Origin of the sequence: Mesorhizobium sp. M0761 (assembly GCF_040320205.1) — a bacterium.
In the GTDB taxonomy this organism is placed as follows: domain Bacteria; phylum Pseudomonadota; class Alphaproteobacteria; order Rhizobiales; family Rhizobiaceae; genus Mesorhizobium.
This window is the reverse complement of the sequence record NZ_JAMYPF010000003.1, coordinates 56,520-76,011: the sequence shown is the minus strand read 5'-3', so window position 1 is coordinate 76,011 and position 19,492 is coordinate 56,520. Positions and strand designations below refer to the sequence as shown.

General features: G+C 62.8%; 17 protein-coding genes. 7 read left to right on the top strand and 10 right to left on the bottom strand.

Annotation, left to right across the window (positions count from 1 at the left end):
- The first annotated feature begins 27 nt into the window (after positions 1-27).
- From NKI32_RS05675 to NKI32_RS05665, 3 genes are all read left to right on the top strand, one after another.
- Positions 28-2,598, top strand: a complete 2,571-nt coding sequence (locus NKI32_RS05675; RefSeq protein WP_353002188.1) for a GcvT family protein — start codon at positions 28-30, stop codon at positions 2,596-2,598.
- An 84-nt stretch (positions 2,599-2,682) separates the two neighbouring features.
- Entirely contained in the window at positions 2,683-4,212 is a 1,530-nt protein-coding gene (locus tag NKI32_RS05670; RefSeq protein ID WP_023670415.1) for an ArnT family glycosyltransferase, read from the top strand.
- A 55-nt stretch (positions 4,213-4,267) separates the two neighbouring features.
- Positions 4,268-5,575: a M24 family metallopeptidase gene (locus tag NKI32_RS05665; RefSeq protein WP_023696460.1), complete on the top strand. Its 1,308-nt coding sequence runs from the start codon at positions 4,268-4,270 to the stop codon at positions 5,573-5,575.
- Here NKI32_RS05665 and NKI32_RS05660 read toward each other — a convergent pair.
- Both NKI32_RS05660 and NKI32_RS05655 read right to left on the bottom strand, forming a co-directional pair.
- On the bottom strand, positions 5,540-6,367 hold the full coding sequence (locus NKI32_RS05660) for a phosphate/phosphite/phosphonate ABC transporter substrate-binding protein (RefSeq protein ID WP_023681766.1): 828 nt from the start codon (positions 6,365-6,367) through the stop codon (positions 5,540-5,542). The two genes, NKI32_RS05665 and NKI32_RS05660, sit on opposite strands and share 36 nt — an antisense overlap.
- Positions 6,368-6,458: 91 nt before the next feature.
- On the bottom strand, positions 6,459-7,469 hold the full coding sequence (locus NKI32_RS05655) for a fatty acid desaturase (RefSeq protein WP_031196653.1): 1,011 nt from the start codon (positions 7,467-7,469) through the stop codon (positions 6,459-6,461).
- 224 nt (positions 7,470-7,693) lie between these two features.
- On the opposite strand from NKI32_RS05655, the gene NKI32_RS05650 reads away from it, so the two are divergent.
- Both NKI32_RS05650 and bmt read left to right on the top strand, forming a co-directional pair.
- On the top strand, positions 7,694-8,551 hold the full coding sequence (locus tag NKI32_RS05650) for a helix-turn-helix domain-containing protein (RefSeq protein ID WP_023825772.1): 858 nt from the start codon (positions 7,694-7,696) through the stop codon (positions 8,549-8,551).
- A gap of 114 nt (positions 8,552-8,665) precedes the next feature.
- The gene (gene bmt / locus NKI32_RS05645) at positions 8,666-9,688 is read left to right on the top strand and encodes a betaine--homocysteine S-methyltransferase (protein WP_023688124.1); all 1,023 of its coding nucleotides are present in this window, start codon (positions 8,666-8,668) and stop codon (positions 9,686-9,688) included.
- Positions 9,689-9,696: 8 nt separating this feature from the next.
- On the opposite strand, the gene NKI32_RS05640 is transcribed toward bmt, so the two are convergent.
- From NKI32_RS05640 to NKI32_RS05610, 7 genes are all read right to left on the bottom strand, one after another.
- Positions 9,697-9,963: a hypothetical protein gene (locus NKI32_RS05640; protein WP_023724232.1), complete on the bottom strand. Its 267-nt coding sequence runs from the start codon at positions 9,961-9,963 to the stop codon at positions 9,697-9,699.
- Positions 9,964-10,203: 240 nt separating this feature from the next.
- On the bottom strand, positions 10,204-12,315 hold the full coding sequence (locus NKI32_RS05635; RefSeq protein WP_352807327.1) for a vWA domain-containing protein: 2,112 nt from the start codon (positions 12,313-12,315) through the stop codon (positions 10,204-10,206).
- Positions 12,316-12,317: 2 nt separating this feature from the next.
- On the bottom strand, positions 12,318-12,878 hold the full coding sequence (locus tag NKI32_RS05630) for an RNA polymerase sigma factor (RefSeq protein ID WP_023696454.1): 561 nt from the start codon (positions 12,876-12,878) through the stop codon (positions 12,318-12,320).
- 215 nt (positions 12,879-13,093) lie between these two features.
- A complete protein-coding gene (locus tag NKI32_RS05625) occupies positions 13,094-14,272 on the bottom strand; it encodes a BaiN/RdsA family NAD(P)/FAD-dependent oxidoreductase (RefSeq protein WP_023700323.1) in 1,179 nt (392 codons plus the stop codon).
- Positions 14,273-14,367: 95 nt separating this feature from the next.
- Positions 14,368-15,105, bottom strand: coding sequence for a dienelactone hydrolase family protein (locus tag NKI32_RS05620; RefSeq protein ID WP_023730692.1), 738 nt, complete (start codon positions 15,103-15,105; stop codon positions 14,368-14,370).
- A gap of 104 nt (positions 15,106-15,209) precedes the next feature.
- Positions 15,210-15,896, bottom strand: a complete 687-nt coding sequence (locus tag NKI32_RS05615) for a hypothetical protein (protein WP_353002185.1) — start codon at positions 15,894-15,896, stop codon at positions 15,210-15,212.
- Between the two features lie 89 nt (positions 15,897-15,985).
- On the bottom strand, positions 15,986-17,560 hold the full coding sequence (locus tag NKI32_RS05610) for a trimethylamine methyltransferase family protein (RefSeq protein WP_023670403.1): 1,575 nt from the start codon (positions 17,558-17,560) through the stop codon (positions 15,986-15,988).
- A 259-nt stretch (positions 17,561-17,819) separates the two neighbouring features.
- On the opposite strand from NKI32_RS05610, the gene NKI32_RS05605 reads away from it, so the two are divergent.
- Positions 17,820-18,518 (top strand): cobalamin B12-binding domain-containing protein, encoded by a 699-nt coding sequence (locus NKI32_RS05605; RefSeq protein WP_023688118.1) that lies wholly within the window; start codon positions 17,820-17,822, stop codon positions 18,516-18,518.
- Between the two features lie 88 nt (positions 18,519-18,606).
- Here the strand turns inward: NKI32_RS05605 and NKI32_RS05600 are convergent, their stop codons facing one another.
- Positions 18,607-18,747 (bottom strand): EncA/B family entericidin, encoded by a 141-nt coding sequence (locus tag NKI32_RS05600; protein WP_353002184.1) that lies wholly within the window; start codon positions 18,745-18,747, stop codon positions 18,607-18,609.
- Positions 18,748-18,812: 65 nt separating this feature from the next.
- Between NKI32_RS05600 and NKI32_RS05595 the strand changes: the two genes are divergently transcribed.
- The gene (locus tag NKI32_RS05595) at positions 18,813-19,442 is read left to right on the top strand and encodes a DUF1638 domain-containing protein (RefSeq protein WP_353002183.1); all 630 of its coding nucleotides are present in this window, start codon (positions 18,813-18,815) and stop codon (positions 19,440-19,442) included.
- Positions 19,443-19,492: the final 50 nt, after the last annotated feature.

Here is a 19,492-nt window from a genome sequence, read left to right as displayed (position 1 = left end):
ATTTACGCAAAAACGGACCTATCTCTCATGAAATCTCACGTTAAAGCGGTTGTCATTGGCGGCGGCGTCGTTGGCTGCTCGGTGCTCTATCACCTGGCCAAGGCCGGCTGGACCGACATCATGCTGATCGAACGGTCCGAGCTCACCTCCGGCTCGTCCTGGCACGCAGCCGGCGGCTTCCACACGCTGAACGGCGATCCCAATGTCGCCAAGCTGCAGGCCTATACGGTGCAGCTCTACAAGGAGATCGAGGAAATCTCCGGCCAGTCCTGCTCGCTGCATCTGACCGGCGGCGTGATGATGGCCGATACGCCCGAGCGCATGGATTTTCTGCGCCTGGCCCACGCCAAGGGCCGCTATCTCGGCATGGACACCGAGCTGATCACGCCCTCCGAAGCCAAGGCGATGTTCCCGCTGATGGACGAGACCAATTTCGTCGGCGCCATGTGGGATCCGGTCGAAGGCCATCTCGATCCCTCCGGCACGACGATCGCCTACTCCAAGGCGGCCAAGAAGCTGGGCGCCGAGATCGTGCTGCGCAACCGTGTCGTCGAGCTGACGCAGGAAGTTGACGGCACCTGGAACGTCGTCACCGAACAGGGCACCGTCCACGCCGAGCATGTCGTCAACTGCGGCGGCCTGTGGGCGCGCGAGATCGGCCGCATGGTCGGCGTCGAACTGCCGGTGCTGGCCATGGAGCACATGTACCTGCTCACCGAGCCGATGCCCGAGGTCGAGGAATTCAACAAATCGACCGGCCGCGAGATGATCGGCGTGCTCGACTTCAAGGGCGAGATCTACACCCGCCAGGAGCGCAACGGCATCCTGCTCGGCACCTATGAAAAGGCCTGCAAGCCATGGTCGCCGGTCAACACGCCGTGGGATTTCGGCCATGAACTGCTGCCGCCGGACCTCGACCGCATCGCGCCGTCGCTGGAGATCGGCTTCAAGCATTTCCCCGGCATCGAGAAAGCCGGCATCAAGCAGATCATCAACGGCCCCTTCACCTTCGCGCTGGACGGAAATCCGCTGGTCGGGCCGGTGCAGGGCCTGACCAATTTCTGGTGCGCCTGCGCCGTCATGGCCGGCTTCAGCCAGGGCGGCGGCGTCGGCCTCGCGCTGTCCAACTGGATGGTGCATGGCGATCCCGGCTTCGACGTCTGGGGCATGGATGTCGCCCGCTTCGGCGAGTGGGCCGGCCTGCGCTACACCAACGCAAAGGTGCGCGAAAACTATTCGCGCCGCTTCTCCATCCGCTTCCCCAATGAAGAGCTGCCGGCTGCGCGTCCGGCGCAGACGACGCCGCTCTACGATACCATGCTCGCCAACAACGCCGTCATGGGCGATAGCTGGGGCCTGGAGACCCCGCTGTGGTTCGCGCCGAAGGGCAAGGAGCCGAAGGACGTCGTCTCCTTCCACCGCTCAAACGATTTCGGTCCTATCGGCGAGGAAGTGCGCGCCACGCGCGAACGCGTCGGCGTCACCGAAATCGCCAACTTCGCCAAATACGAAGTGTCGGGACCTGCGGCTGAGGATTTCCTCAACCGGCTGATGACCAACCGCATGCCGAAGATCGGCCGCATCGTGCTGACGCCAATGATCAACGAATTCGGCAAGCTGATCGGCGACTTCACCATCGCCAAGGCAGGCGAAGACAGATTTATGATCTGGGGCTCTTCCGCCGCGCAGAAATACCACATGCGCTGGTTCGAAAAGCACCTGCCGAAGGATGGTTCGGTGCGCATCCACCGCTTCGATCAGACGCTCGTCGGCCTGTCGATCGCCGGGCCGAAATCGCGCGACCTCTTGCAGAACCTGGTCGATGTCGACATCTCGACGAAAGCTTTCCGCTTCATGGATTTCCGCGAAATGGCGGTCGGCGGCGCGCCCTGCATGGTCAACCGCATCACCTATACCGGCGATCTCGGCTATGAAATCTGGATGGCGCCGGCCTATGAGCGTCTGGTCTACAAGGCGATCAAGGACGCCGGCGAGGAGTTCGGCCTCGTCGATTTCGGCATGCGCGCTTTGCTCTCCATGCGCCTGGAGAAGAACTTCCCGACCTGGTACCGCGAGCTGCGCCCGATCTACGGCCCGTTCGAAGGCGCGATGGACCGCTTCATCAAGCTGGAGAAGAACGACTTCATCGGCCGCGAAGCCGCCGCCAAGGAACAGGCGGAAGGGCCGAAACTGCGCCGTGTTTCCTTCATCGTCGATGCGGCCGACGCCGATGTCATGGGCGACGAGCCGATCTGGGCCAAGGTCGGCAAGGACTATGGCACGGTGGAAAAGCCGCATGGTTATGGCGCGCCGCGCTTCGACATGGCGGGCGAGGAAGTGCGTGGCTCGAAGGCTGCCAAAGGCGCTTCCGCCGTGCGCGGCATCGTCGACGGCGACTGGCGCGTGGTCGGCTGGGTCACCTCGGGCGGTTATGCGCACTATGTACAGAAGTCGATGGCGCAGGGCTATGTGCCGGCGGCACTCGCCGAGGACGAAAGTGCCGGACTGTTCGAGATCGAGATCCTCGGCCACCGGCGTCCGGCGCGCATCAATGTCGAGGCGCCCTTCGACCCCAGCGGCGAGAAGATGCGGACCTGAAAAGGCGACAGGGAGCGTGAGATCGTGTAAGGGGCCTTCGGCAGTTGGCCGCAGGCATTTTCCCTCGATGAGAAGACGATCCCCTTGCAGTATCTAGAGAAATGGACGGACTGGCTCGGCGAAGGCAAGGTCGGTCCCTTCAACGCCGCACTGGTCTGCGTCGCGGTCTATTGCGTCGTCCAGATCGTGGTGATGGCGCTGCTGTCCCATGTCGTAGGAACCGGTGTCGGCGTCGACGATTCCGAACAGCTGATGTACATGCACTACCTCTGGGCTGGCTATGGCGGCTCGCAGCCGCCGCTCTACACCTGGCTTGCCCGCCTCGTCGCCGCCGTGGTCGGAACGAACATCCTGGCGCTCAAGATCGTGAAGTACCTGCTGATCGGAGCGGCGCTGGCGTCGGTTTTCATCGCTGTCCGCCGCCTGGGCTATTCCAGCCGCGCTGGCGCCGCCGCATTGTTCGGCCTGCTGTTGTTTCCGCAGATGGTGTGGGAGATGCAGCACGCCCTCACCCACTCGATCGCCGCTTTCTGTTTTTCAGTGGTGCTGTTTCTTGCGCTCGTTGAACTGGTGCAGCGGCGTTCGCTGGCCACCTATGTGCTGTTTGGCGTGGCGATGGCCGCCGCCATCCTGTCGAAATACAACAACGCGATCTTTCTCGGCGCGCTGATGCTGTCCACCCTGTCGCTGCGCGAAACGCGCGGCGTCATCCTCAACCGCCGGTTTTCGATCAGCCTTGTCGTGGCGGTGCTGCTTTGCCTGCCGACGCTCTACTGGAACCTGACCTACACCGACCAGTTGCTGTCGCACAGCGGCGGCTTCGGCATGGGCAGAGGAGAAAGCGCCATACAAACCGCATTCTACGGAATGCGCGGACTGGGCAAGGCTATCCTGTATTTCGCCGTGTTGCCGGCCGGCATATTCGTCGCGGCTTTGCTCATCGCATGGAAAAAGCCGGCGCCGGCTCTGCAACCGGCGCCATGGACCGAGAAACTGGTGTGGCGCACCATCGCTTTTGCCCTGGCGATGACCATCGTGCTCGTCCTGGCGAGCGGGACGACGCAATTTCGCGATCGCTGGATGCTTCCCATCCTTGTGTTGCTGCCGGTCGCGCTGGCCTTGCGGATGGATGCCAGAGGCGACAAGGGAAGGAAGGTGCAGGACGTCGTCGTCTTTGTCGGCGCAACGCTTGCCATCCTCGTGCTGCCGGTGACCTGGTACACGCACCTCAATGGCGGCGACAGCCGCGGCAGCATCGTGCGTGTCGACTACCAGTCGCTCTATGGCCAGCTGACGGCAAACGGTCCGGTTCGCACGGCGATATCGAGCTGGCACTGGGTGGGAAATCTGCGTCTTGTCGATCCCGATCTGGTCGTGCTCGACGACGAGATGCCGGACTTCGGCCATTTGCTGATCGAGCCGGCGGTGCTCGTGATGGCCAATGACAAGGAACCTCCTGAGGGCATCCTGCGGGCCTTGAGCGAGGCCGGCTATGTCGCTGACGGCTCGCCGCAGCAGTTGGTCGTCCCGATGCTGTTCGACAGCGAGCCGCCCACCCGCACGCTGACGGTCACGCGGCTGAAGAAAGCGGCCGCGGGCGCAGCGCCACAGTAAGTCGGCAGGGAGGCGTCGGGTGGAGAAACAAGGGTTCGGCCGTCACCGCAAGATCATGCCGTTCGAGCCGGGCTCCGTCGAAGCCTTGCGCGACGCCTCGCGCCAGAAAGCGGCGTCGCTGAACCAGCATGTGCTGGGCTATGGCGCGCTGGCTGAAACCGAATGGCAAGCGGCAGGCATCGCCGCGCCCGATCTTGCCGCTATGCGCCAATACCGGCTCGAGCGCATCCGAGCCGAACTGAGGCGCCGAAACTACGCCGGCGCGCTGCTCTACGACCCCGTCAACATCCGCTACGCCACCGATTCGACCAACATGCAGCTGTGGGTCGCGCACAATCCGACCCGCCACTGCTTCATCGCCACTGAGGGACCCGTGGTGCTGTTCGACTATTTCTCCTGCGAGCATCTGTCCGACCATTCCGGCGTCGTTGACGAGGTGCGGCCGGCAGTGTCGTGGATGTACCTCTATGGCGGTGAGCTGACCGAGCACAAAGTCCGCCGCTGGGCGGCCGGCATCGCCGATCTGGTCAAGGAGCATGGCGGCGGCAACAGCCGCATTGCGGTCGACCACATCAACCCGGAAGGCGTCGAGGAACTCGCCCGGCTCGGCATCTCGATTGGCAATGGCGAAGCGGTGATGGAAAATGCGCGGCTGATCAAATCGCCGGACGAGATCCTCGCCATGCGCCGCGCAATCGTCGCTTGCGAAGCGGCGATGGGTGAAATGGAGAAGGCGCTGACGCCGGGCATTTCCGAAAACGAATTGTGGGCCGAACTCCACCGCGGCAACATTGCGCGCGGCGGCGAATGGATCGAAACCCGGCTGCTTGCCTCGGGGCCGCGCACCAATCCGTGGTTCCAGGAATGCTCGTCGCGGGTGATCGAGGAAGGCGACCTCGTCGCCTTCGACACCGACCTGATCGGTCCCTACGGCTTCTGCGCCGATCTCTCGCGCACCTGGCTTTGCGGCGATGCGAGGCCATCGAACGAGCAGCGCGACCTGTTCCGCATCGCCGCCGACCAGATCGCCCACAACACGCAATTGATGCAGCCCGGCATGTCCTTTCGCGACCTGGTCGAACGCTCCGTGGTGCCGCCGGGAGATTGCTTCCCGGCGCGCTACGGCGTGCTCTATCACGGCGTCGGCCTCGCCGACGAGTATCCAACCCTGCCACATGCCAGCGACTGGACGCCGGACACGCCCGATGGCGTGCTGGAGCCGGGAATGGTGCTGTGCGTGGAAAGCTATATCGGCCGTCTCGGCGGCCATGAGGGCGTCAAGATCGAGGAACAGATCCTGATCACCGAGACCGGTAACGAGCAGCTTTCAACCTACCCGTTGGATGCGAGGCTGCTCGGCTGATCCGGCAAGCGCCTCGCGCAGAGCCTTGAGCGTCTTTTCCGGCGTCGTCCTGGCGGTGATGTAGGGCAGGCCTTTGCGCCTTGCCGTCCAGCCGACGACCTTCACGGCGTTTGCCGCAGGTTCGAAACGCTGCGCCAGCGCCCAGCTCTCACAGTCGATGGCAGCTATATCCGCCTTGCCCTCGGCGACCGCGACGATCGAGCCGCGATGGCCACCGCTTTCGCTGCGCGAGGAAAAGATATCCAGGCTTTCGCCGGCGGCCTGCAGATCGCGCGTCAGCGCGATGATGCCCGACATCGAATCGAGGCTGTTGTAGGTAAAACACTTGCCACGCATCAGATCGAGCGGCAGCAAGGCTTTGCCATCCGCGGGCGAGCGAACCTCCGGTCCCTCGCCCGTCCGCATCACCAGCGCGCTCGAATAGAGTTCGCCTTCGCCGCCCTCGTAAGCGTCGTAGCTCGGCTGGCCGACCACCTGCACATGCTTGCTCAGGCCGAGTTCCATCGGCCCCCAGCAGGTCTGCGCGAACAGCAGCGCCGGATGCAGCCAAAGCTGGTGATGGTCGAGTTCGTCCGGCGGCAGTGTCGCCGGATCGGGCGCGATCAGTCTGCCCTCGGCGTCGTGGATACCGCCCGGCACCGGCGGCAGGTCGCCATTGCGGCGCACGATTGTCTGCGGCCCATCGACGCCCTTGTGCCGAAAAGCATCGCGCAACGCTGCCCATTGCGCGTCGACCTCGCCGCGCACTTCGGGCCAGTCATACATCGGCAATGCCGCAACCAAATCACTCATGCCGACACTCAATCATCATGGCTCGGGAAAGGATCGCAAAAACGCGGCGTCCAATCAGAATTGGCCGACACGGGTTCGGGAAGTCCGGGGATTATTCCTTCGGCGGCTCGGCCGGAACCGGCGCGCTGCCAAGCCCGCTGATGCTGCGCGCCCTGATGCGCGGCTTGAACGCCCTGCCCGGCTCGGCCTGGCGGCGCAGCACCGGGTGCACGATCGGCTCCTTGGGCTTGAAGGCGTAGGCTTTGATCAGTGCGAAATAGTTCGGATAGGCGTAGCCATTGTTCATCCGCAGCCACTCGTCGCGGCGGTCGGCAAACAGTTTTGGCAGCCTGTACCAGGCAACGGTCGGGGTCTTGTGGTGAACGAAGTGCAGATTGTTGTTGAGGAACAGGAACGACAGCGGCGAGCGCTCGATGATCACCGTGCGTCCTTCAGGGTGCTCGGACCACTGATGTTCGGCGAAAGTCCGGACCGCGATCAGCGACTGGCCGAGCCAGACCGGCACCAGAATGTAGAGCCATACCGGAATGCCGAAGCCGAACTGCACGATCGGCACCACGATGGCGAGGCCGATCGCATGCAGCAGCCATGCCTTGCCGATCACCTTATCGCCGGCAATCACATGCCTGGCGTCATCGACGAAGAAACCGATGCAGGACAGCCAGGGGCCGAGAAAGAAACGGCCGGCCATGGTGTTGTTGATCTTGAGCAGGAATTTCATCGTCGGCGGCAGATCGTCATGCATCCACAACGCCTGGTAATAGCTCTCGGGATCGTCGAGCGGATCGGTCAGGCGCTCGTCGGCGTGGTGGCGCAAATGGAGCGTCTTGAAGCGACGGAACGGCCAGACCAGGCCGATCGGCAGGAAGACGAAGGCTTCGTTGATGAGCGCGCTGCGCGTCGGATGGCCATGCAGCACTTCGTGCATGATCGACGACTGCAAGGCCAGGATGAAGCCGAGGAGAAGAAGTGCCGGGATCGGATAAGAGGGCCAGAGCAGGAGCCCGGCAGCGAGCCACATTCCGTAACAGAAGAAAGCGAGCACCACGGTCGGCCACTCGATGGCGGCTGCGTCGCGTCGCTTGATGCGCTTGCCTGTCATGCTATCGACCACTGTCCCTCAGTCGCCGGAATTGGTTCCTGACAGCATAGTGTCAGGAGAAGCGATTCCGCTCAACGAGACAAAGTGTACAAAATGTTGCGATTGCGCATTTTCGACCGCAGATGTTATACATTGTAAACAACCCTACGGATTCATTTACGCTGGAAGTGCTGATTCGACGGCTCGGGCGCAAATTTTTCCTAAGAGAGTGCGGAGAACGAACAGTGGACAAACGGGACCTTTCGGCAATCTTCCGGGAGCGCCTGAAGCTGCTCCTGACACGGTCCGATCTCAACCAGTCGGCTTTCGCGTCAGCAGTCGGCATCGACCGGTCGGCGCTGTCGCAACTGATGTCCGGCGCCTCGACGCGCCTGCCACGCGCCGAAACGCTGCTCAACATCGCCGTCGAATTCAAGATCTCGCTGGACTGGCTGCTCGGCCTCTCCCAGGACGAAGGCGTCACCGGCGAAATCCGCGAAAGCCTGGAGATCGAAGAGGCGCCCGACGGCTTCGACCGCACGCTGCTCGCCAAATGGTTCGCGGAAGCCGCAGGCACCAAGATCCGCTATGTGCCGGCCGGCATTCCCGATCTCCTGCGCACACGCCAGCTGGTCGACTACGAAGCCAACATCACCAACCGCAGCCGTCTGGCGCAGGCCAGCGAGACGCAGTACCGCATCGAGTACAACCGGCGCCCTGAGACCGATATGGAGGTCTGCATGCCGCGCCACACGCTGGAGATTTTCGCCCGCGGCCTGGGCGTCTGGGACCGCTTTCCCGAGGCTGACCGCCGGCAGCAGCTTGCCCATATGGCGACGCTGCTTGACGATCTCTACCCCACCTTCCGCCTGTTCCTCTATGACGGCCGCATGCGCTATTCGATCCCGCTGACAATCTTCGGTCCCTACCGCGCCGCCATCTATGTCGGCGACATGTATGTCGTGCTGAATGCCACCCAGCCGGTACAGGCGCTGACCCAGCATTTTGACAATCTGATCCGGGCCGCCGACATCAACCCGCATGAGGCCGCCGCCTACGCGCGCAATCTGGCCGGCGCGTCATTTCCATCGGGTTCTGCCTGACCGCCAACGCCCCGGAAAGGTGAACCGCGCGGCAATTGCAGGTCGCAAACACATTGACTGGACATAAAGACTTCTTTATATCCTTATTCCATTCAAAATCTGAAAGCCGATCCGATGACCGCGAACAATCCCATCGATGCTCTGCTGGCCGAAAAGGGCGTGCTGCTCGCCGATGGCGCCACCGGCACCAATCTGTTCGCCATGGGTCTGGAGGCCGGCGAAGCGCCGGAGTTGCTGAACGAGACAGCGCCCGACACCATCACCAGCCTGCACCAGAATTTCGTCGACGCCGGCGCCGATATCATTCTCACCAACTCGTTCGGCGGCACGCGCCACCGGCTGAAGCTGCACCATGCGCAGGACCGCGTGCATGCGCTGAACAAGCGCGCCGCCGAGATTGCCCGCGCGGTCGCCGACAAGGCCGGCAGGAAAGTCATCGTCGCCGGCTCGGTCGGCCCGACCGGCGAGTTGCTGGTGCCGCTCGGCGCCATGACCTATGACGAAGCAGTCGAGGCTTTTGCCGAGCAGATCGAGGGTCTCAAGGAAGGCGGCGCCGAAGTCGCCTGGATCGAGACCATGTCTGCGCCGGACGAAATCCGCGCCGCGGCGGAGGCCGCCATCCGCGTCGGCCTGCCCTACACCTATACCGGTTCATTCGACACTGCCGGCCGCACCATGATGGGCCTGCTGCCCAGGGATATCCACGGCGTCGTCGACGGACTTTCAGAGACGCCGCTCGGTGTCGGCGCCAATTGCGGTGTCGGCGCTTCCGACATCCTGGCCTCGCTGCTCGACATGACGGAGGCGAAGCCGGAAGCGACGGTGATCGTCAAGGGCAATTGCGGCATTCCCGAATTTCGTGGCACCGAGATCCATTATTCCGGCACGCCGGAGCTGATGGCCGACTATGTCCGGCTGGCGGTGGATGGCGGCGCGAAGATCATCGGCGGCTGCTGCGGCACCTCGTTCCAGCACCTTGCCGCCATGCGCAAGGCGCTCGACGCGCACACCAAATCCGAACGCCCGACCGTCGCGGGGATCGTCGAGCGCATCGGTCCGATGCGCAACAAGGTGGCGACGGAAAACACCGCCGAGACCAGCGAAGCCCGCCGCGAACGCCGCCGCAGCCGCGCCTGATATCGAACTTATTCGCTGTTTTCAGCGTAACGCGATAGCGCCGTCGTGAAATCCAGGGCGGTGCTGTCGGCGCTTTCATTCATCGTCACCAGGTCACCCGACGACTGCGGATTGCCGATCTGCTCCAGCATGACGCGAAAGCGGTCATTGGTCAGCGCCGACTTTGCGGTATTCCGGGCTGCGTCGACGTCATCCATGATGCGCCTGGATTCTGGCGACAGCGTTCCCGACGCCTGCGTGTGTCTCACCGCCGGCGTCGTGTTTCCAATGTTCATGATCTGCAATTCCCGGCTCCCCAAGCCCAGTCCCGACCCCATGCAATAATAGCAGGGCATTGCGATGACGTTCCGGAAAAGCCGCGCAATTTAACGATCAGGCGGATCATCTGTGCGCTTCGGATCAATCGATCCGAAAAAAGGCCGGCAGGGTTTCCCCCGCCGGCCTGCCTCACCCGCCCGTAGCCGGTTCCCCGTATCAGAACGACCCCCGTCTGAAAGGAACCGGCTGTATTGCCACTACCGGTTACCGCCGAGCGCCGAGGCAAGGCGCACAAGCGAAAGGAACTCGGACCTGTACCCAAACGGGTCGGCTCCTCGGGCGGCGGTGGCAATCTCCATGATCTTGTCGTAGCCGAACTTCGCGGTCGCATCCTCGTCGCGCAGCTTCTGGCCGAAGGCGGCGACAGCGATGGAGAAACGCTGGTCGGTGCTGGCCTGGTCGAAGGACGCGACCTCGTTGGCCGACGTCACCGGCGTGGTGATCAGCTTCGAGACGTCTTCGTTCGGCAGCTTGTAGCGGATTTTCACGAAGGCATATTCGTCGGCATTGGCGACACCGCCATTGTTGACCGTCGCCTGGCCGTAGCGCAGCGGATCCATCTGCTCGCCGCCACTGCCCTTCGGCGTGATCTCGTAGATGGCGGTCACCGAATGACCGGAGCCGATATCGCCGGCATCGACGCGATCATTGTTGAAGTCCTCGCGGTTCAAGGCGCGGGTTTCATAGCCGATCAGCCGGTACTCCGAGACCTTGTCCGGATTGAACTCGACCTGGACCTTGACGTCCTTGGCGATGGTGAACAGCGTCGAGGAAGCATCCTCGACCAGAACCTTCTCGGCCTCGGCCAGCGTGTCGATATAGGCGGCGGTGCCGTTGCCGTTCTGGGCGATGGTCTGCATCATCTGGTCGTTCAGATTGCCGCGTCCAAAGCCGAACACCGACAGGAAGACGCCGGTCTTGCGCTCCTGCTCGATCAGTCGCTTCAGATCGTCGTCATCGGTCTGGCCGACATTGAAGTCGCCGTCCGTGGCCAGCATCACACGGTTGATGCCGTCCTTGACGAAGGACTGCTGGGCAAGCTTGTAGGCTTCCTTGATACCCGCCTCGCCGGCCGTCGAGCCGCCCGGCTGCAGATTGTCGATAGCGTTGAGGATCTTGTCCTTCTCGGTGACCTTGGTCGGCATCAGCACGGTGCCGGCGTCACCGGCATAGGTGACGATCGAGATGGTGTCGTCCGCCTTGAGCTTGCTGACCAGCAGCCGGAAAGCCGACTTGAGCAGCGGCAGCTTGTCCGGCTCATCCATCGAACCCGAGACGTCGATCAGGAACACCAGATTGGCCTTCGGCTGCTCGACCGGCTTGATGTCGAAGCCCTTGATGGCGACGTGCATCAGCTTGGTGTGCCCGTTCCACGGCGTCGGCATGACGCTGACGGTCGAGTTGAACGGCGTCGAAGCCGAGTCCGGACCCTTCCAGTCATAGGGGAAGTAATTGACCATCTCCTCGACGCGCACCGTGTCGGCCTGCGGCAGGTAGCCCTGCTTCAGCGAGCCGCGGACGAAGGAATAGGAAGCGGTGTCGACGTCGATCGAGAAGGTCGAGACCGGATCCTGAAGGGCTGCATGCACCGGATTGGTCTTGAAATCCTCGACGCGGTCGCGGTTTGGCTCCTGCGGCGCTATCTGGTCGGCCGGCATCGTCGAAGGCTGCGCCAGGTACTTGGACTCGGTCGCGCCGGCCATGCGGTCGACCCGCGCGCCGCCGGCCGGAGCAGCGGTGCCGTCAAGCGAAAACTCGCGGCTCTCAACTGGCGCAGGCTCGGCCAACACGCCGCGCCCCAGCGCATCCTGCTGCGCAGGGGCGACAGCAACGGTCGATTCGGGCTTCGGCGGCGCGGGCGGCGTAAGCGTCGTAGTGGTGTCGCGGCTTCGCACATCGGCGTCGGCCTTCTTGTCGCCTTCAGGCGCCTGCTTTTCTTTTACCGGCGCGTTGATCGCCGGCCCATTGGTTGCCGGCTTGTCGGCCAGCGTCTCAGTGATCTTCTCGTCGCTACCGAACGGCAACGGCTGTTCCCTCAGGATGTGGAAGGTGGCGTATCCGGCGATCGGCAGGGCGACGAGCCCGGCAATGGCTGGCGTGGCGATGAGTTTCTTTTGCATGATCTCGCTCCAGAGCTTTTGTGCTCGCTCTGTGAGACGAAGCCCGCCGACCGATCCTTGGGTGACGGCAGAAATATTTTCCTGATCATAGGCGCGCATGGCGGCTTCGAAGGCGCGTGTCTTCGCGCTCTCGCCCGGCGCCGGTACTGCTGCGTCGCGCAGCCTGTTGAGTTCGTTGTCGTCGACCATGGTCACACTTCCCCGGCTGAACGCATCAACGTCTTCAGCCGTTTCTTCGCTTCATGGATGTGCCAGGAAACCGTCGTCTCCGAGATTGCCATCGCCTCGGCGGCGGCCGCATGGCTCAAACCTTCGCCATAGACCAGAAGTACTGCATCGCGCTGCTTGTCCGGCAATTGCCGCACCGCTGCCCAGAGCGCCTCAGTCGGATCTTCGGGCTCGGCGGATGCCTCTCCCGATATCATGCTGTAGGCGCCGAAAGCCTCGGTCTTGACGTTTTCGCGCGTCGTCTTGCGCATCATGTCGCGCGCCGCGTTCAGCGTCACGGAATAGAGCCATGTCGTAAACGCGCCGCCGCCGCGGTAGTCGCGGATCGCCTTGCCGAGACGGACACAGACCTCCTGGGCGATGTCTTCGGCATCGGCCTTCTTTCCGCACCAGCGATAGGCGGCGCGATAGACGAAGTCGTAGTGCCGCTCCAGCAATTTGCCGAAGGCACCCCTGTCTCCGCCCTTCGCCCGCCCGATCAATTCGGCGTCGGAGGCTTCGCTTTCATCCAGCATCATCGCCATCATTTGCCTGTTGGACGAAGGCTAATGGCCAATCCTTGGGGTTATGGAAAGATTTTTTTCCGAGGCGACGGATGCACGCGCAACAGGTGCGCTGAGATTCAGGTGAGGCCGAGCCGAAAACGATGGATTTCGAGAACCGGAGCGGAGCGTACTTTTGGTACGCGAGCACCGGAAGCACAGAAAGCCGTCGTTTGCAGGCCGGCCTCACCTGAATATCAGCACACCTGGCCCGAGGCCCAGCCGGACGACCAAGCCCACTGAAAATTATAGCCGCCCAGCCAGCCCGTGACATCGACGACTTCGCCGATGAAAAACAGCCCCGGCACGGATTTCGCCTGCATCGTCTTCTGATCGAGCCCGTTGGTATCGACACCGCCAAGCGTCACTTCCGCCGTGCGGTAACCCTCGGAGCCGGCCGGCTTGATGCGCCAGTCGTTGACGGCGGCTTCGACGGTTTTCATTTGCAGGTCTGTCAAATCAGCGAGATTGCCATCGATCCCACTGCGCTCGGCGACTGCTTGCGCAAGGCGCTTCGGCAAATGGTTTGCAAGCACCGTCTGCACCGCTTGCCTGCCGTTGACGCGCCGGGCGGCGCGAAGCAGTTCCGCCACATCCCTCCCCGGCAGCATGGCGATGCGGATCTCGTCGCCCTCGCGCCAATAGGACGATATTTGCAGGATGGAAGGCCCGCTCAAGCCGCGATGCGTAAACAGCATCGCTTCTGAAAACCGCGTCTTGCCGCAGGCGACTTCGGCATCGACGGCATTGCCGGCCAAAGGCGCCAGCCGCTCCAGCGTTCTTGCGTCGAAGGTAAGCGGCACCAGCGCCGGCCGTGTTTCCACCACCGCAAGGCCGAATTGCGCCGCAAGCTCGTAGCCGAAACCGGACGCGCCCATTTTGGGGATCGACTTGCCCCCGCAAGCCACGACTAACGAGCTGCAAGCGACGCTGCCAGCGGAGAGCGTCAGCACAAACCCGTCCGCGGTCTTGCTGACGTTCCTCACCTCGGTCGACAACGCCAGTTCCACACCCCAATCCTGCATGTCGGAAACCAGCATGTCGATGACCTGGCGCGCCGAGCCGTCGCAAAACAGCTGTCCCAGCGTCTTCTCGTGATAGGCAATGCCATGGCGTTCGACGAGCGCGATGAAGTCGCCTTGCGTGTAGCGGCTGAGCGCCGAAATGCAGAAATGCGGATTGCCGGAGATGAAATTCTTCGGGCTGGTGTGGATGTTGGTGAAATTGCAGCGGCCACCGCCGGAGATGCGGATCTTCTCGCCGGGCTTTGCCGCGTGATCGAGCACCAGGACCGAGCGGCCGCGCTTGCCCGCCTCGATGGCGCACATCATTCCGGCCGCACCGGCGCCGATCACCACGACATCATAGGATTGCATCAGGCTGTTCGTTCCCGCTCGACTGGCGCTGTTTTAACAGGCCGCGCCAATCGTGCAGTCTCTACCCGTTCGTTGCGACTTCAGGCAACGCCTCGTTAGATCAGCGTCTCGGCGAACAGCGTCGTCAGTCGCTTCCAATGACGTTCGGCGCCGGCCGCGTTGAAGACGCTGTGGTCCGACACGCACCAGCCATGCGCCATGCCGGCATAGTTTTCGATGGCGTGGTCGACCTCCGCCACGCGCAGCGCCTCGACCAGCCGCGCCGACTGCTCCGGCGGAAAGCTGCGGTCGACGCCCGATGTCCCGACATAGACGCGCGCCTTGATCATTGCGGCCTTGCGGTGCGGGCTGTCGGCGGCATCGCTGGCCAGATTGCCGCCATGGAAGCTCGCCGCCGCCACGATGCGATCGGGATAGGTTGCAGCCGCATTCAAAGCCCGCGCCCCGCCCATGCAGTATCCGACGACACCGACCGGTCCGGTGACACCTTCAGCGGTAAGCGTGTCGAGGAACGCCCTGCTGTCGCGGATGGTCATGTCCTGTGTCGTGCCGTGGACCAACGCCGTCAGCGCGACCTTGGTCTCCTCGACGACGAAAGCGGTCTTGGGCTCGAACGGCCCGTAGGGTGCTTTGCGATAGAAAAGATCCGGCACCAGCACGGCATAGCCCTCGCCTGCCAGCCGTTCCGCCATTGCGTCGAGCGCCGGTCGCGGACCGAAAGCGTCCATATAGAGAATGATGCCGGCCCTGGACGAGGAAGCGGTCGCCGAGCGGAACAGCCCGGCTTTCGCCACGCCGTCCTCGGTTTTTATCTCAATGTCCTGCTTCGCCATGGCGCGCCCCGTTGATTGTCGTGTGATACATATAAGCAGGCATTGTCAGGGCAAGCCGTTCCCTGACAATCCCGTTCAACACTTTGTGCGGGCTTTCGACCCGGCTACAGGCCGGCAAACGCCGTCATGTGAAAGGCCTGAACCTCAGGCGGATAGCGATGGGCCGTGCCATACGGACAGGCGTTGCGGTCGAGGCAGCCGCCGCCGCGGCATGGTTCGCCCTTCGATCCCCGCACATGCGCCAGGCAAGCCTGATGAGCGAAACCATCCGCGGAATAGGCGTCAACCGGACAGGATTTCAGGCAAGGTTTTGCAACACAGGCGTCGCAAAGGTGAATCGCTTCGCGACGTTCAGGAAGCGCGATCTCATCCTCGAACAGCAACGCGCCGCGATAGGCATGCCAGAGCCCGTACTGCGGATGCATCAGGATGCCCAGCGGCGACGGTCTCAGCCCCTCCGCTCGCATCGCCCATTGCTGGAACGGCAGATAAGGTCTGTCCGAAGGCGAAACGGCGCGCGCGCCGAATTTCTCCGCCACCGCACCGATCACTGCGCGCGACCATGTGTCGAGCGGATTAGCAATGGTTTGCGGTTGCCGGTCGCGCCAGCGCAGTAAATGCGGCCAGGGTGCCGCTCCCGCCTGCCCCACCAACAGCACGGATTTGGCGGGGGCAACTGAAGGGCCATGCGGCGGCGTTTCGCTTGTTGCGAAATTGAAGCCGCCGCGCAGGATGAGGCCGTCGGCGGAAAGCGCGGCCGCTATCTCGTCAGCCCGGCGCCGCGCAATCATCCCTTCTTGTCCGGGTCGGAGAAAGCGCTCCGCCAGACTTCCTTGTGGATGATGTTGGCGACTTTAGCCCCGCCTGACTCGGGCTCCTTTCAGGTGAAGGCGTCAGCCATCGACGCCTTCTTCGTCGCGATGTAGTCCTTCAGCCCGTCGTCGATGCCCGGATCGAGATACGGCGCCTCATAGGTCTCCAGCCAGCGGCGGGCGAGTTCGTTGGCGCGCTGCGGCGCTGTCTTCTCGCCCTCGGCCAGCCACTGCTCGTAGGAATTGTTGTCGGCGATGCTGGAGCGGTAGAAGGCGGTCTGGAAATTGGCCTGGGTGTGGTCGCAGCCGAGATAGTGGCTGCCCGGGCCGACCTGGCGGATGGCGTCCATCGCCTGGCCGTTTTCCGAGAGGTCGACGCCTTCGGAAAACTTTTGCGTCATGCCGAGCTGATCGATGTCCATCATGAATTTTTCGTAGCAGGACGCCAGTCCGCCTTCGAGCCAGCCGGCCGAATGCAGGACGAAATTGGTGCCGGCAAGAATGGTCGAGTTGAGCGTGTTGGCGCTCTCATAGGCGGCCTGCGCGTCCGGAACCTTGGAGGCGCAGAGCGAGCCGCCGGTGCGGAACGGCAGACCGAGCCGGCGGGCAAGCTGTGCGGCGCCGTAGGAAACCAGCGACGGCTCCGGCGTGCCAAAGGTCGGCGCACCAGACTGCATGGAGATCGACGAGGCGAAGGTGCCGAACAGCACCGGCGCGCCGGGACGGATCAACTGCGTGAAAGAGGCGCCGGCCAGCACCTCTGCCAGAACCTGCGTCAGCGTGCCGGCCACCGTGACCGGGCTCATCGCGCCGGCAAGGATGAACGGCGTGACGATGCAAGCCTGGTTGTGGCGCGAATAGACTTTCAGCGCGCCCAGCATGGTTTCGTCGAACACCATCGGCGAATTGGCGTTGATCAGGCTGGTCAGCACGGTGTTGTTTTCGACGAAATCGTCGCCGAACACGATCTTGGCCATGGCGACGGTGTCTTCGGCCCGCTCTGGCGCCGTCACCGAACCCATGAACGGTTTGTCCGAATATTTGATGTGGCTGTAGATCATGTCGAGGTGGCGTTTGTTGACCGGCACATCGACCGGCTCGCACACCGTGCCGCCCGAATGGTGGATCGACGGCGCCATATAGGCGAGCTTCACGAAATTCCGGAAATCCTCGATCGTCGCGTAGCGCCTGACACCGTCGAGATCGCGCACGAAGGGCGGACCATAGACCGGCGCGAAGACCGTGGCGTTGCCGCCGATCTGCACCGAACGTTCGGCGTTGCGCGCATGCTGGGTGTAGATGGGCGGCGCGGTCTTCAGCAGCGAGCGGCAGAGGCCCTTGGGAAAATGCACGCGCTCGCCCTTGACGTCGGCGCCCGCCTCTTTCCAAAGCTGCAGCGCCTCGGCGTCGTCGCGAAAGATGATGCCGATCTCTTCCAGCACCGTATCGGTGTTGTTTTCGATAATCGCCAGGCCTTCCTCGTTGAGGACCTCATAGATGTTGATCTTGCGCTTGATATAGGTGAGCTGGGTGCCCGGTCCGCCGCCCGAGCGCGCCGCCCGCCTTGCAGCCGCGCCGCCGCTGGCAGCACGTCCACGTCGCGCATTGGACGCTTCCTGGTCGACTGACGCGTTTTCACTCATGATCGTTTTTCCCTAAAAACCGTTTGCGGCCGCGTAGGCGGCTTCTCGCCCGGATCGTAGTCATGCACCCTATTCGAAACGGCCCGCCAGCGCCAACGCCTGTCGCAAAATCGACAAGAATTCCAATAGATTTGCGGTCGCTTTCCTTTTGCGGGAAGTCGCAAATCAGCTATGGATACCTGCCCCCGCCGGGTTAGGTATTGACGCGATTATTTTAAGCCGCCGTGATCGCATCCGCGCGGCAAGGAGCCCGAGAAAAATGGCCGACGACGAGATCATCCTCTCCGAGCTTTCCGACGACGAGTTGGTGCAGCAGATGCACGACGATCTCTATGACGGACTGAAGGAAGAGATCGAGGAAGGCACCAACATCCTGCTCGAGCGCGGCTGGGTGCCCTACAAGGTGCTGACCGAAGCTCTGGTCGAAGGCATGCGCATCGTCGGCGAGGACTTTCGCGACGGCATCCTGTTCGTTCCCGAGGTGCTGCTGTCGGCCAACGCGATGAAAGCCGGCATGTTCATCCTGCGCCCGCTGCTGGCCGCCACCGGCGCGCCGAAGCAGGGCAAGATGGTGATCGGCACCGTCAAGGGCGACATCCACGACATCGGCAAGAACCTCGTCGGCATGATGATGGAAGGTGCCGGCTTCGACGTCATCGATCTCGGCATCAACAATGCGGTGGAAAAATACCTCGACGCCATCGAGCAGCACCAGCCCGACATTATCGGCATGTCGGCGCTTTTGACCACGACCATGCCTTACATGAAGGTCGTCATCGACACGATGAAGGAAAAGGGCATCCGCGACGACTATGTCGTCCTGGTCGGCGGCGCGCCGCTAAACGAGGAATTCGGCAAGGCCGTCGGCGCCGATGCCTATTGCCGCGACGCGGCTGTGGCGGTCGAGACCGCCAAGGACTTCATGAAGCGCAAGCATAACGTGCGCGCTTCAGCCTGATCTGTTACGCAAGGCGTCTGGGCCACAATCGAAAGCCGCGCCTTGCAGCGCGGCTTTTTTGTTCCAGCTATTGGAACGGATGGCTGCGTCAGGGTTTGGTGACGGTGTCGTCGACGGCTTTCGCAGTCGATTTGATATCCCGGCCGACACCACGGACGGTGTTGGCACAGGCCGTAAGCGCCAGGATGCAGGCAAGGATTGCAATCGGCGCAACGCGTAACAGTTCCATGGACGGTTTATCCCTCTCTCGATAGATTCGCCCCACAGCAACGAAGGCCGCTTCGACCAGGTTCCATGGCCAGAATGCAAAAAACGAAACCGAATCAGGACGACAGGCTGCTGGTCATCGCCTGCGGAATGATTGCGCGCGAAGTTTTGGCCGTCAAGGAGCAGCTCAAGCTCGACCATCTCGACCTGACCTGCCTGCCGGCGGAGTTCCATTTCTACCCCGACCGCATCGCACCGGCGATGGACAAGGCGATCGAAAAGGCCAAGGCGGAAGGCTATAGCAACATCTTCGTTGGCTATGCCGATTGCGGTACCGGCGGCATGCTCGACCGGGTCCTGGAGAAGCACGGCATCGAGCGCATGGCCGGGCCGCACTGCTTTGCCTTCTACCAGGGCATGGACGCCTATGCGAAGGTCGCCGACGACGACATGATGTCGTTCTACATGACCGATTTCCTGTGCCGCCAGTTCGACGCCTTCTTCATGAAGCCGCTCGGCCTCGACAAGCACCCGGAGCTGATCAAGGACTATTTCGGCAATTACCAGAAGCTGATCTACATCGCCCAGACCGACGATCCGGAACTCGACAAGGTCGCCGAGAAGGCCGCGAAGATGCTTGGCCTCGCCTATGAGCGCCGCTCGACGGGCTATGGCGACCTGACGGCCGGACTGGCGCAGGCCGCCGCCCACGCCTGAAGCGGTTCTTGAGCCGGGACGCTGTCGAGAACAGATGACAGGCCGCCGCG